Source organism: Vibrio sp. 2433-A1 (assembly GCF_056726085.1).
Genome location: NZ_JBRESC010000023.1, coordinates 1 through 12,839 on the forward strand (window position 1 = coordinate 1; position 12,839 = coordinate 12,839).

Annotated in this window: 12 protein-coding genes and 1 tRNA gene; 8 read left to right on the forward strand and 5 right to left on the reverse strand. The window is 45.1% G+C overall.

Annotated elements, in window-relative coordinates:
• Window positions 1-76: 76 nt before the first annotated feature.
• Window positions 77-153: transfer RNA gene (locus tag ACU01J_RS18205), tRNA-Asp, on the forward strand.
• Window positions 154-780: 627 nt separating this feature from the next.
• On the opposite strand, the gene ACU01J_RS18210 is transcribed toward ACU01J_RS18205, so the two are convergent.
• From ACU01J_RS18210 to hemC, 4 genes are read right to left on the reverse strand one after another with little or no spacing between them, the layout of a single operon-like run.
• Window positions 781-1,971: a heme biosynthesis HemY N-terminal domain-containing protein gene (locus ACU01J_RS18210; RefSeq protein WP_481086982.1), complete on the reverse strand. Its 1,191-nt coding sequence runs from the start codon at window positions 1,969-1,971 to the stop codon at window positions 781-783.
• Entirely contained in the window at window positions 1,971-3,194 is a 1,224-nt protein-coding gene (locus ACU01J_RS18215) for a uroporphyrinogen-III C-methyltransferase (RefSeq protein WP_481086983.1), read from the reverse strand. The genes ACU01J_RS18210 and ACU01J_RS18215 overlap by 1 nt, the downstream gene beginning before the upstream one ends.
• Window positions 3,195-3,197: 3 nt before the next feature.
• Window positions 3,198-3,941: a uroporphyrinogen-III synthase gene (locus ACU01J_RS18220; RefSeq protein ID WP_481086984.1), complete on the reverse strand. Its 744-nt coding sequence runs from the start codon at window positions 3,939-3,941 to the stop codon at window positions 3,198-3,200.
• A 6-nt stretch (window positions 3,942-3,947) separates the two neighbouring features.
• Complete coding sequence (hemC, locus tag ACU01J_RS18225; RefSeq protein WP_481086985.1) at window positions 3,948-4,886, reverse strand: hydroxymethylbilane synthase; 939 nt, start codon at window positions 4,884-4,886, stop codon at window positions 3,948-3,950.
• Between the two features lie 335 nt (window positions 4,887-5,221).
• Between hemC and ACU01J_RS18230 the strand changes: the two genes are divergently transcribed.
• The gene (locus tag ACU01J_RS18230) at window positions 5,222-7,750 is read left to right on the forward strand and encodes a class I adenylate cyclase (RefSeq protein ID WP_481086986.1); all 2,529 of its coding nucleotides are present in this window, start codon (window positions 5,222-5,224) and stop codon (window positions 7,748-7,750) included.
• 57 nt (window positions 7,751-7,807) lie between these two features.
• Here ACU01J_RS18230 and cyaY read toward each other — a convergent pair whose 3' ends face one another.
• Window positions 7,808-8,122 carry an iron donor protein CyaY gene (gene cyaY / locus ACU01J_RS18235; RefSeq protein WP_481086987.1) on the reverse strand — a complete coding sequence of 105 codons (315 nt, stop codon included), beginning with the start codon at window positions 8,120-8,122 and terminating at the stop codon, window positions 7,808-7,810.
• A gap of 75 nt (window positions 8,123-8,197) precedes the next feature.
• On the opposite strand from cyaY, the gene lptM reads away from it, so the two are divergent.
• From lptM to yigB, 6 genes are read left to right on the forward strand one after another with little or no spacing between them, the layout of a single operon-like run.
• Window positions 8,198-8,317: an LPS translocon maturation chaperone LptM gene (gene lptM / locus ACU01J_RS18240; protein ID WP_481086988.1), complete on the forward strand. Its 120-nt coding sequence runs from the start codon at window positions 8,198-8,200 to the stop codon at window positions 8,315-8,317.
• A gap of 29 nt (window positions 8,318-8,346) precedes the next feature.
• The gene (gene lysA, locus ACU01J_RS18245; RefSeq protein WP_481086989.1) at window positions 8,347-9,600 is read left to right on the forward strand and encodes a diaminopimelate decarboxylase; all 1,254 of its coding nucleotides are present in this window, start codon (window positions 8,347-8,349) and stop codon (window positions 9,598-9,600) included.
• Window positions 9,601-9,610: 10 nt separating this feature from the next.
• On the forward strand, window positions 9,611-10,441 hold the full coding sequence (dapF, locus tag ACU01J_RS18250; RefSeq protein WP_481086990.1) for a diaminopimelate epimerase: 831 nt from the start codon (window positions 9,611-9,613) through the stop codon (window positions 10,439-10,441).
• Window positions 10,442-10,464: 23 nt separating this feature from the next.
• Window positions 10,465-11,169, forward strand: coding sequence for a DUF484 family protein (locus ACU01J_RS18255; protein WP_481086991.1), 705 nt, complete (start codon window positions 10,465-10,467; stop codon window positions 11,167-11,169).
• Window positions 11,141-12,073 (forward strand): tyrosine recombinase XerC, encoded by a 933-nt coding sequence (xerC, locus tag ACU01J_RS18260; protein WP_481086992.1) that lies wholly within the window; start codon window positions 11,141-11,143, stop codon window positions 12,071-12,073. The genes ACU01J_RS18255 and xerC overlap by 29 nt, the downstream gene beginning before the upstream one ends.
• The gene (gene yigB, locus ACU01J_RS18265; RefSeq protein ID WP_481086993.1) at window positions 12,070-12,792 is read left to right on the forward strand and encodes a 5-amino-6-(5-phospho-D-ribitylamino)uracil phosphatase YigB; all 723 of its coding nucleotides are present in this window, start codon (window positions 12,070-12,072) and stop codon (window positions 12,790-12,792) included. Before xerC ends, yigB begins: the two co-directional genes overlap by 4 nt.
• Window positions 12,793-12,839: the final 47 nt, after the last annotated feature.

Sequence of the window (12,839 nt, forward strand, 5' to 3'; positions counted from 1 at the left end):
CGCCAGGCTTTAAATTTCGTTTTTAGATTTTAGACAAATCTAAAGGCAAAAACTTAGACTTAGGTCTAACCAGTGCGGAGCGGTAGTTCAGTTGGTTAGAATACCGGCCTGTCACGCCGGGGGTCGCGGGTTCGAGTCCCGTCCGCTCCGCCACTTATTCCAGACCTCAGCAGAAATGCTGGGGTCTTTTTGTATCTGTGGGATTATTTTGGTCTGCGACCAACGAGTCCCAGTTGCCCGCAACCCCGGCCGTCAGCCACTTATTTAGAAAGCCTAGTCTTGCGACTAGGCTTTCGTCGTTTTAGAAGCCCGTTGCTGACGCAACGGGCTTTTTGCGCTTAAGATATAAAGTATCGCTCCATCCCTCCATGACGTTTGTTGGAGCTGCGAGATTGCTTTCCTTCGACCTTTGACAGATACATTGTCATTTCATAGGAAAACGAAGAAGTGACTAGGGAATCTCTAGAGGTTTTATAACGAGCTGTCAGAGCTCTACTAACTGTCATGTATCACTATTGATATAGGTAACGATACTTTTGATGTGTTGCCCGCTAGACTCCCTTTCAGTGTGGGCATGCCCTTATTGCCATTTAGAACGGTTCCCATTAATTCTGTTTCGTTTTCAAATCAAGAGTTTAGTTCGTCATAGATATTCGATGGTAGAACTTTCCCTTTAATATCTCTCCATGACATGAGTCGTAGAGGGATACGAATTACTTTTCTTTAGATACAAAAAAAGCCACTCTATTAAGAGTGACTATTTGATTTTTTGTTGATTGCCTATTGCGTAGCAGGCTCGTTAATTAGAGTTAATGCCTTCTTCGACACTTCATGAGCTGCTTTGGTTAGGTTTTGCTTCTCTAGTGCGTCAGAGAGATAACCATAGTCTGTGACGTTAGAGCGCACAGACAGCGCCTTCTCGAAGTGTACTTGAGCTTCTGGCCATTTCTCGCTGCGTAGATAGAACTGAGCAAGCGCACTGTGAGCATCTGCATTGTTACCATCCTTACGTAGCACACCTTCAAGAAACGTAACAGCAGGGTGACTATCTGCCAGTTTTAGCTTGGGAAGAAGTGCGTATAAATCTGAGTTAGGATGTTTTTTTAGCGTTTCTTTGAGTAATGTGAACGCTTCACTATCAGCTTGGCGCGAGATCAGTTGCTTAGCGAAGCACTCGATTAAATGAGTGTCGGCTTTCACTTTACGAGGTAGTGAATTCCAGTGAGCCACTAGGCCTTCACTGCCCTTTTGTAAGGCTACTTCATGCAGTAATCCACATTGAGCTCGTTGTACTAAAGGCTCTTGCTCTTCTTTAAGGACGATTTTGTGCTTGATGAGCTTAGGCAGTAGGTCGAGTAGTGGCTGCCATAGCTTCAATTCAATGTATACCTGCTTAAGAAGGTTAAGCACAATGGCATTATTTGGGTAGCTAGACTTGAGACTAGATAGCGTATCAAATGCTGCGTTGTAGTTTGCCTCACGAATCAATTGTTTCGCGCGAGTGAGTTCAACAGCTAGCATCGAGTTATCTTGTTGTGCTGCTAGTTCAAGGTAGCGATCACGTTGTTCAGTATCGCCCAAGCCTTGAGCGGCTTCAGAGGCGACTAAGTAACATAGTAGTGGCATATCGTGGTGATTGGCCCAGCGAGTTACTTTCTTCTCGGCAATTTTGAAGTCACCTTCTAATAGCTTAATGATGCCTTCGTTAGTGTAACGACGCGAGCGACGCATCTTACGCACATTAAAGTAGTTCCAAGTTGCTGAGCTTGCGTAAAAGGCTTTCTTCACTAAATACTCAAGGCCAAATAGACCAGCCAGTGCAGCGATAACGAATATGACTAGTGTTGTGACACTCATTTCGATGGTCTTGCTCGCGATGGAGATCAATACATAACCTTGCTGGCCAGAAAATTGCGTGCCAGCAAATAATCCCAGTCCTAAGACGACGAAAAGGAAAATCAGTCGAAACATTATTTATCCTCCGTTACTAGGGTGGTTACTTCACGGCGTAGACGATCGCGAATGACGTCGGATAACTCTTGTTGAGTTTCTAGCTTAACTGGGTATTCGACTTGTACTGTCTGCTTACTTAGTTGCTCTAGTGCTTTATTGAACTCAATGACTTCGTTTGAATCCTGATTAAGGAAAGTCGTAGACCACTTGTCAGCAGTTGTTAAAGCTGTCGAGTAGATCTCTTGCTGCTCTACATAGACGGCTTTAATTGCTGTTTCTAGTTTGGCCTTAATGTTCTCTTTTAAGTAGAAATGCTGCTGAGGTGATAGCAATGGAATGACGTTACCATCACGAGTTCTAAAAGTAATAAAGTTCTCAGAGAAGTCTTTTAATGACGTCATGAGATTATCTTTCCAGTCATAAACATCTTGAGAAACAACCTGTTTCTCTTCTTGTTGCGCTTCAGGCAGTAGAGCATTTGCTAGTGGTAGCTTATCAACTTGCTGCTGTAGTGCCGTGATTCTTAGAACTAGCCCTTCTCTATCAATCAATGGGATGGTTTTTAGCTTAGTAATGTCATTAGCCATCGACTTTCTTAGTGGAACTAAGCTCGGATCGTTTAACGCAGCAATGCGCTGATCGGCGGACTCCATTAGCTTAGTTGCACTTACTGCATCATGTTCAAGGAATAGCTTACGTCCAGCAAGTTTTACTAAATAATCAGCTTCCGCTAGTAGCCAATCATTTGGACGACGGCCCTTCACATCGGCCATTGCGACTTGAAGGCTAACAATGCTTTTCTGTTGCTGGGCAAGAACGGTTTCGGCGCGATGAGTAATTTCTGTCGCTTTTTCGATAGCTTGCTTCTGCGCCGAGTCTAACTCTGATTTGATGCTATCTTGAGTTTGCTTGAGTTGGGTTTGCAGGGCATTGATTTGAGCTTGGTACTCAGCGTTCTTTTGCTGCATTTGGAAGGTTAAGCCGCCCCCAACAAGGATAGAGATGATAATAGCAACAGTGCCAAGTTTAACCCCTCGCTTACCTTGTTTTTCTTCGAATACAGGTTGAGAAGATTGTGCTTGATTAGCTTCAGGTACTTGTGTCGTGGACTTTTCCACGCTTGCTTCACTTGTCGTCTTTTGTTCAACGTCAGATGTGGTTGATTCAACCTTGTTGCTATCCTCTGCCGATTGCTTGTCTTGGTCAGGGGCAATGTTTTCGTTTTTATTCTTGCTTGTCATTACTTATTGTCCTGTTCTATCTGGCTGGAGAGCAGCCAACAACACTGGGTTAGAGGCACTTAAGGTATTGGTGACAACTTTAAAACCAGCCTCACGTGCATTTTGTGCAATACGCTCACTCGGTACATAAAGGTGAAGCGTAAACAACCAGTTCCGTTCTGCGTTGCTCAATTGAGAAATAAAGTACTCAAGTTGACCTGAACTGGTTATGACTAATTGGGTTATTTGTTCATCTTGCCAGAGTGGCACTAATAAATCTGAGCGGAAAGCTAGGTTTTCTCGTTTGTAGACTTCCCGATACTCTACAATAGCGCCGCGCTCGGCCAGAGTGTCAAAGATGAGTTCTCTACCGCCATTTCCTCGTAAAATAAGGATTTTTTTATTGGCGACATGCTGAAGTGTTTCCAGCTTTAATAAATGCTCGCTGTCACTGACATCAGGGTAGTGTACTTGTTGTTTAACCGCTTTGCTTAAAACGTGTGCAGTTTTTTGACCAACGGCAATATAGACCGGATTTATCGGCCAACTTTTGCATGTTTGAGTCAGATGGAGGCAAGTTTCGCTTACCGCATGTTGGCTAATCGCGATAATAATGTCGAAAGAAGAGATCTGATCTTCTAATCCGGATAGTTGCTCACCGGACTGGATTTCAATCAGAGGGTGGTGATGACCGGCGATCCCCACCTCTGATAATTGTTGGCATAGTGAAAGGCCTTCCTTTCCCGGCCTAGTGACCAGTACTGCCATACATAATTACTCGTGCTCTGCGTATAGCTTGGTCAAAATTTCTTTTGCGCCGTCATCAAGCAGTTGATTTGCCAACTCAACACCAAGAGATTCTGCATCAGCACGTGAGCCATGGATCTCTCCACGGATGATCTTAGAACCGTCAGGCTCGCCAACTAGCGCACGCAGCCAAATGTTGTCACCATCAATGAGTGAGTAGCTACCAATTGGTACCTGACAGCCACCTTCCAGAGTAAGGTTCATCGCGCGCTCGCATAGAACGCGATCGGCGGTTTCTTTGTGGTTTAGTGGTTCTAGTAGTTTAATTAGACGCTCATCATCTAAGCGACATTCAATACCTACTGCGCCTTGACCAACCGCTGGTAGTGATTGCTCTGGTTCAATAAAGCTCTTAATACGCTCTTCTAGTTCTAAACGTTTTAGGCCTGCTGCTGCAAGGATGATTGCATCGTATTGACCATCATCAAGCTTACCTAAACGTGTGCCGACATTACCGCGTAGCTCTTTAATCACAAGATCTGGGCGGTATTCTTTAAGTTGGCATTGACGACGTAGACTACAAGTACCCACTACCGCCCCTTGTGGCAACTCATCAATATTGTTGTAGGTATTCGAAACAAATGCGTCGCGCGGGTCTTCACGCTCACAAATTGTCACTAGACCTAGCCCTTCAGGGAAGTCGACTGGCACATCTTTCATCGAATGAACGGCTAAGTCAGCTCGTCCTTCAAGCATCGCAACTTCTAGCTCTTTGACGAATAGACCTTTACCGCCAACTTTTGCCAATGGGGTATCAAGGATAATATCGCCTTTAGTAACCATTGTGATTAGCTCAACTTCTAGACTTGGGTGGGCCGCTTTAAGTGCATCTTTAACAAAATGTGCCTGCCAAAGAGCAAGTGGGCTTTTACGTGTTGCGATTCGAATAGGAGTTGATTGAGTCATAGCGTTCTACTGAAAACAAAATAATGAGCTAATCCTACCACTGTCGGTTAAAAAAGCATTATTGCTTATCAAATCGAATTCAAGTTTGATGTTCGCTAGCATAAAATCATTAAAAGAGTGTGATTAAGGTCTCGTTTGTAAAATAGGCTATTATTATTAATAGGAGTTACGTACCACACTAAGAGCGATAATTTTAGGTGGGCAAAATTGTGTCGAATCGATCGTACATTTCTTTACCAACTCAAAGAAAAGTGTTAGATTGATCACGTTTTGTTGGTGCTTTAGAACAATTAATAGTCAAGGCACTATCTAGGATATAAACCAAGGAAGCTCTCTTGCAGGCTTACACCAAGACGCTAACTGAAAGACTTGATAACCTTAACCAGCAACGTATTGAACGTGCGCTGGCGCTTATGGATTTATCTAGCCAGCGTGTATTCCATCTTATTCCAACCCTGCTTCACTTCAATCATCCAGTTATGCCTGGCTATTTCGACGCACATGTTCCGTTTGGTGTGTGTGACTTCGAACTTAATGAAATTCAGCAGCAGTTTGTAGAAGATACACAGTTAACGATTGGTCAAGAGCTCGCGACATCGAAAAATCCAGCCATCCAAGGCTTGTACACGATGGGCAGTACGTCTTCTATTGGTCAAAGTACATCCAGTGATTTAGATATTTGGGTGTGCGTTTCTCCTAACATGCGCTCAGATGAGCGTGAAAGCCTGACTAATAAATGTCTTTTGATCACTGACTGGGCACAGACTCAGGGTGTAGAAGCCAACTTCTTCTTAATGGATGAGCAGCGTTTCCGCTCAAACCACTCTGAAGAGATGACCGGTGATAACTGTGGTTCATCTCAACACTTATTACTACTTGATGAATTCTATCGCAGTGCCGTTCGCCTTGCGGGCCAGCGCCTATTGTGGCAAATCGTGCCGCCTGAGATGGAAGAGTGCTACGACGAATATGTAAATGACCTTTGCAGAAAAGGATATATTGATTGTTCAAAATGGATCGATTTCGGTCAGCTCAATCGTATTCCGGCAGAGGAGTATTTTGGCTCGAATTTATGGCAGCTGTATAAGAGTATCGACTCGCCGTACAAATCTGTTCTCAAAGCTATCTTACTGGAAGCCTATTCGTGGGAGTACCCAAATACTCAACTTCTTAGCTTAGACACCAAACGTCGCTTCTTTGCCCATGAGCCTGATCTCTATGGCATGGATGCGTACTATCTAATGCTTGAGAAGGTGACGCGTTATCTAGAACGTATTGGTGATACCACGCGCTTGAATTTAGTTCGTCGCTGTTTCTACCTCAAAACCCATGAAAAGCTCTCTCGTGAACCAAGTAACGGCTCGGTAGCTTGGCGTCGTGAAGCGATGACTGACATGGTGCAAAAGTGGGATTGGTCAGAAGCGGTGATAGCTGAACTTGATGATCGCCGTAACTGGAAGGTAGAGCAGGTTAAGGTGGTTCACCATGCTTTGCTTGATGCGTTAATGCAGAGCTATCGTAACCTAATTCAGTTTGCGCGTCGTAATGACATTACGTCAGCGATCAGTCCGCAAGACATCAGTATTCTCGCTCGTAAGCTTTATGCTGCGTTTGAGGTACTACCGGGTAAAGTGACTCTGCTTAACCCACAGATTTCGCCTGACTTACATGAATCTGATCTGACGTTTATTGAGGTTCGCCCTGGGCGCACTAATAAGTCGGGTTGGTATCTCTACAAACAGCCAATAACGCCGCACCGTATTCTTGGTCAAGCACCGCTTGAGCACAATGAATACCTCAGTAAGTTAGTGGCTTGGTCATTCTTCAATGGCTTGATTACCGAGTCGACGCGTCTGCACTCTGTGATTCGTGATGCGCACTTAGACATTGATAAGTTCTACCAAATGGTGAGTGACTTACGTAATACCTTCTCACTGCGTAAACGTCGTCCGACCATGCAAGCACTGGCCAGTCCTTGTGAGATTAGCCAGCTAGCGATGTTCATCAACTTTGAAAATGATCCAACCTCAGAGCTGAGTGGTAAGTCACTTAAGCTAGATCCAAAGAGCACTGATATTTTCAGCTTTGGCCCCGAGCAGAAATGCTTAGTCGGCAGTGTTGATCTGGTTTATCGCAACTCATGGCATGAAGTGCGCACCTTACACTTCAAAGGTGAGACGGCGATGCTTGATGCACTGAAAACTGTATTGGGTAAGATGCACCAAGATGCGATTCCACCAGAGTCGGTGGATGTATTCTGCTACAGCAAAAACCTGCGTGGTGTGATGCGCAATATGGTTTATCAGCTATTGGCCGAGTGTATTGATCTGCGCTTAAAGCCTGTTGAACAAGAAAAGCGTCGCCGCTTTAAAGCGCTACGCATTGGTCAGCAAACCTACGGTCTGTTCTTTGAACGTCGTGGTGTCTCGGTACAGATGCTAGAAAACTCGGTCGATTTCTACCGCAGTATTTCGACCAATAAACTCAAGGGCTCACCACTGCTCATGCTCGATAAAGAGCAGGACTACCAATTGCCGGAAGTGGTGGATGGCTTTGCCAGTGAAGGTTTAATTCAGTTCTTCTTTGAAGATGGAGAGCAAGGTTTCAATATTTATGTGCTCGACGAATCCAATCGCGTTGAAGTCTATCATCAATTTAGAGGTGAAAAAGACGAGATGATTGCCAGTGTGAATAGCTTCTACACCTCGGTACAAGATGAAAATCCGCTATCGTCGAAGCTAATCAACTTCAACTTACCGCAGTACTATCAAATTGTGCGCCCTGAAGATGATGCACCTTATATTGTTCCTTATCGTAATGATGGCGCCAGTTACTCTAGGCCGAGTAAAATCGTCAACGTCTAATGAGTCGATTAAAAAGAGCATCAATGATGCTCTTTTTTGTATCTGTCTGATCAAGGGTTAGACCCACTCAATCTCTTCATCGCAATGTTTTTCACACTCTTGCTTAACCATGGTAATCAGCTCTAGGTGAGTTTTAGAGCAGGTCCATTGATTATCGATAAGCGAGAAATGGAAACCACCTGACTTAGACGCCAACCAAATCTCTTTCATTGGTTCTTGGCGGTTAATAATGATCTGACTACGGTCTTCAAACTCTAGGGTCATCACGTTACCAGAGGTCTCGTAGTCGATGTCCGCGCCTGAATCATCAATCATTTCCTCGATGATTTGCATTTGAACATCTACTAACTGATAAAATTCAGTCTCGTTCATCCAATCTATCCTATTGCTTTTCTTGAGTGTGGTGCGATTATAGGGGGCATTGACAGAATAATCACGATACAACCGATGAAAAAATCACTCTTAGCGCTATTTATCTTTTCGCTTCTTGGCTTAGCTGGCTGTGGTCAAACTGGACCTCTTTACATGCCTGAAGATGCTCAGCAGAACGAGCTGCCTTCACAATAAAATAGAATCAGAATATAAGGGAAAGAATTTTGGATTACTTCAACTATCAGGATGATGGCCAGCTTTGGGCTGAAGATGTCTCACTAACGGAACTAGCACAGCAGTTTGGTACACCTCTTTACGTTTATTCGCGTGCGACTTTAGAGCGCCATTGGAACGCGTTTGATAAATCGGTAGGTGAGCACCCTCATTTAGTTTGTTACGCAGTGAAAGCAAACTCAAACCTAGGTGTGTTAAACGCACTGGCCCGCTTGGGTTCTGGATTTGATATCGTTTCTGGCGGTGAGCTAGAGCGAGTGATTGCTGCTGGTGGTGACTCAGCGAAAGTCGTGTTCTCTGGCGTTGGTAAGACTGAAGCTGAAATGAAGCGCGCGCTTGAGCTAGGTATCAAATGTTTTAACGTTGAGTCAGAGCCTGAACTTGAGCGCTTGAACAAAGTCGCCGGTGAACTCGGTGTGAAAGCGCCAATCTCGCTGCGCATTAACCCTGATGTTGATGCGAATACCCACCCTTATATTTCTACTGGCTTGCGTGATAACAAGTTTGGTATCGCGTTTGACCGTGCGCCTGCGGTGTATAAGTTTGCTCAAAGCTTAGAGAACTTGAATGTTAAAGGCATTGATTGCCACATTGGTTCTCAGCTGACTGATATTGAACCTTTCATTGATGCAACAGACCGTTTACTGGCTCTGATTGATGATCTTAAAGCGCAGGGTGTGACCATAGAACACCTAGATGTTGGTGGTGGTTTAGGTGTAGTTTATCGTGATGAGTTACCTCCTCAGCCATCTGAGTACGCTAAAGCGTTGCTTGGTCGCCTTGAAAATCATCAAGACTTAGAGTTAATTTTTGAGCCAGGCCGTGCGATTGCTGCCAATGCGGGCGTGTTGCTAACCAAGGTTGAGTTCTTAAAGCACACTGAACATAAAAACTTTGCCATTATTGATGCTGCAATGAATGACTTGATGCGTCCTGCGCTTTATCAAGCATGGCAAGATATCGTGCCTGTTGTACCTCGTGAAGGCGAAGCGGTGACTTATGACCTGGTTGGTCCTATCTGTGAAACGGGTGATTTCTTAGGCAAAGATCGTGCGCTCGTGCTAGCTGAAAATGACCTTCTTGCGGTTCGCTCTGCTGGTGCATATGGTTTTGTTATGTCATCGAACTACAATACGCGTTCTCGTGCTGCGGAAGTGATGGTTGATGGTAAACAAGCCCATTTAGTCCGTCAGCGTGAAGAACTCTCTAGCCTATGGGCGCTTGAAAACGTACTTCCGGAGTAATTGAAGTCTTATGCATTTCCATTTTTCTAAAATGCACGGTTTGGGTAATGACTTCATGGTTGCTGATTGCATTACTCAAAATATTTTCTTTTCCCCTGACCTGATCCGCCGCTTGGCGGATCGTCACACTGGTATTGGTTTTGACCAACTGCTGGTGGTAGAGGCACCTTACGACCCTGAAACGGACTTTCACTACCGTATCTTTAATGCCGATGGCAGTGAAGTGGAACAGTGTGGTAATGGTGCTCGCTGTTTCGCACGGTTTGTGCGCATGAAAGGGCTGACGAATAAATACAGCATCAGCGTGAGTACTAAGAAAGGCAAAATGGTCTTGAGCATTGAAGAAGATGATCAAGTCACGGTTAACATGGGCGTACCTGAGTTTGAACCGAGCAAGATTCCTTTCAAAGCCAAGCAAACAGAGAAAACCTATATCTTACGTACTGAAGATAAGACCTTGTTCTGTGGTGCAGTGAGCATGGGTAATCCTCATGTTGTAACAGTGGTCGATGACGTAGCGACGGCAGACGTTGATACCCTAGGTCCACTACTAGAGTCTCACGAACGTTTCCCTGAGCGAGTGAATGCTGGCTTTATGCAGGTAGTTAATCGCAACGAAGTGAATTTACGTGTTTATGAGCGCGGTGCGGGTGAAACTCAAGCGTGTGGTAGTGGTGCATGTGGTGCAGTCGCTGTAGGTATCGTTCAAGGTTTATTGGATGAGAAAGTTACGGTTAACCTGCCAGGCGGTTCATTGAAGATTCAATGGCAAGGTCCAGGTAAACCGCTCTACATGACTGGCCCGGCTACCCATGTCTTTGATGGTCAACTAAGCTGCTAATAACAATAATAAAAGGAACAATCGTGTCGAATATCGAAGCAGATGCGCTGACGGCGGAAGTCGTCGCGGAATACCTGCGTGATAACCCTGATTTTTTTATCCATCGTCGTGAGCTGGTGGATCGTTTAGCACTGCCTGTGCAAGAACAAGGCGCTGTTTCTCTTGTTCATGTTCAGATGAACCGTCAACGTCAACGTATTGAAGAGCTTGAAGAAGAGATCACCGCCTTGATGTCACTGGCAAAAAGCAATGATCAAACCTTCCATGAATTTATGGATTTGCAAGAGCAGATCTTAAGAGGAGATGCATTACTGCCGGTGATTAAAGCGATTGAAGAGAAAGCCAAGGCTTTAGGCTTAGTCGCTTATGTTCGCTTAGTCGATAGTGAGTCGAGCTATTACTCGCTCGATAAAAACAACTATCAACGCTTTGCAACCAACCATCTTAATGGCAAAGACTCTTATCTTGGTCGAATGCGTAAAGTTGACCGCGAATTACTGCTGGGAGATAACTCCCGAGCTCCAGAAATGGGCTCTTACGTGGTATTGCCGCTACATAATAACGGTTTGCAAGGTATTTTGGCATTTTCGAGCAGTGACGGCGGTCATTTCCAGCCGCATATGGATACTTTATTCTTGCGTCACTTAGCCCTTGTACTTTCTCACCTTATCGAAACCCTTCCTTGGCAATGTGAGTCAAATGAGCGAATCAGCAGTACCTCTGCCTAATGGCCTTCATCAGCCTCTTGAACGCTTCTATGAATACTTAAGAAGTGAAAAGGGGCTCAGCCTACACACCCAGCGTAATTACAAACAGCAACTTGAAACCATGGCGGGCCATTTAGCTCAGCTTGGCTTAAAAGAGTGGCAACAAGTGGATGCGGGCTGGGTACGTCAATTAGCCAGTAAAGGCATGCGTGAAGGAATGAAGCCAAGCAGCTTAGCGACGCGCTTGTCATCACTGCGCAGCTTTTTTGATTTTATGATGCTACGTGGCGAGATGAGTGCCAATCCTGCTAAAGGGGTTTCTGCACCACGTAAAAAACGACCATTACCGAAAAACCTCGATGTCGATGAAGTGGGGCAATTGCTTGAAGTTAATGAGGATGACCCATTGGCAATACGCGATCGCGCCATGATGGAACTGATGTATGGGGCTGGATTGCGTTTAGCTGAACTGGTCAGTATCAATGTTAAAGATGTCGGCCTTTCGTCTGGTGAAATACGAGTAGTGGGTAAAGGAGATAAAGAGCGTAAAGTGCCCTTTACTGGTATGGCTGCAGAGTGGGTGAGTAAATGGCTAAGAGTTCGCCCAAGTTTGGCTAATAGCGATGAGCTAGGGTTGTTTGTCTCCAAGCTTGGTGTGCGTATCTCTCATCGTAATGTGCAAAAGCGTATGGCGGAATGGGGCCAAAAGCAGGCAGTTGCCAGTCATATCAGCCCGCATAAACTGCGTCACTCTTTTGCTACCCATATGCTTGAATCGAGTAATAACTTACGTGCTGTTCAAGAGCTATTGGGCCACGAGAATATCTCTACTACCCAAATTTATACTCACTTGGATTTCCAGCACTTAGCTGAAGTTTACGATCAAGCTCATCCAAGAGCGAAAAAGAAGGGCAGTGACCAATGAAATTCTACCGCCATTTGAATCCGCTTAAAGCGATGACGTTCGATCTGGACGACACCCTTTATGATAATCGCCCAATCATTCGTCAGGTTGAGGTACAAATGGCGCAATGGATGCACCATCATCACCCCGTTTCAGCAACGAAGCCGCTTGGCTGGTGGTATGAGCTTAAAATGCGTTTAGCACAGCAAGATAGCTGGATGCTAAATGACGTCACCTTCTGGCGCTTCAAGCAGATTGAATCTGGACTGATGGAGCTGGGTTACTCACAGGCACAGGCGACGCAAGCAGCCAATGAAGCGATAGAGCAAGTACATCGCTTGCGTAGTGATTTTACCGTGCCGTTGGAAGCGCATCAGGTATTAGAGCAGCTCGCGGCTAGACTGCCGCTGGTGGCGATTACTAACGGTAACGTTGATGTGGAGAAAATTGGTCTCGCGCCTTACTTTTCATTGGTGCTCAAGGCGGGTCCTGATGGTTACGCCAAACCTCACCAGCAAATGTTTGATAAAGCGAAAAATTTTCTGTCACTACCCGCTGATAACATCCTGCATGTCGGCGACCACCTAATCTCAGATGTCGCTGGGGCAAAACGCAGCGGTTTCCAAGCTTGTTGGTTTAACGACCAAGGCCAAGATATCTACACATGCAGTAAAGGCCGCACCTTACCAGATGTAGAAGTAAACCGTTTGCATCAGTTGTTACAATTGAGTGGTATATAAATAGCAGCGAATAAAACAACGCTTTCCATCTCGGGCAACATGGATTA

What these genes read in the sequence shown, in the direction of transcription:
- lptM (WP_481086988.1), top strand. Translation starts at nt 8,198, where the DNA reads ATGAAAAAATCACTCTTAGCGCTATTTATCTTTTCGCTTCTTGGCTTA.
- dapF (WP_481086990.1), top strand. Translation starts at nt 9,611, where the DNA reads ATGCATTTCCATTTTTCTAAAATGCACGGTTTGGGTAATGACTTCATG.
- hemC (WP_481086985.1), bottom strand. Translation starts at nt 4,886, where the DNA reads ATGACTCAATCAACTCCTATTCGAATCGCAACACGTAAAAGCCCACTT.
- xerC (WP_481086992.1), top strand. Translation starts at nt 11,141, where the DNA reads ATGAGCGAATCAGCAGTACCTCTGCCTAATGGCCTTCATCAGCCTCTT.
- ACU01J_RS18210 (WP_481086982.1), bottom strand. Translation starts at nt 1,971, where the DNA reads ATGTTTCGACTGATTTTCCTTTTCGTCGTCTTAGGACTGGGATTATTT.
- yigB (WP_481086993.1), top strand. Translation starts at nt 12,070, where the DNA reads ATGAAATTCTACCGCCATTTGAATCCGCTTAAAGCGATGACGTTCGAT.
- ACU01J_RS18220 (WP_481086984.1), bottom strand. Translation starts at nt 3,941, where the DNA reads ATGGCAGTACTGGTCACTAGGCCGGGAAAGGAAGGCCTTTCACTATGC.
- cyaY (WP_481086987.1), bottom strand. Translation starts at nt 8,122, where the DNA reads ATGAACGAGACTGAATTTTATCAGTTAGTAGATGTTCAAATGCAAATC.
- ACU01J_RS18215 (WP_481086983.1), bottom strand. Translation starts at nt 3,194, where the DNA reads ATGACAAGCAAGAATAAAAACGAAAACATTGCCCCTGACCAAGACAAG.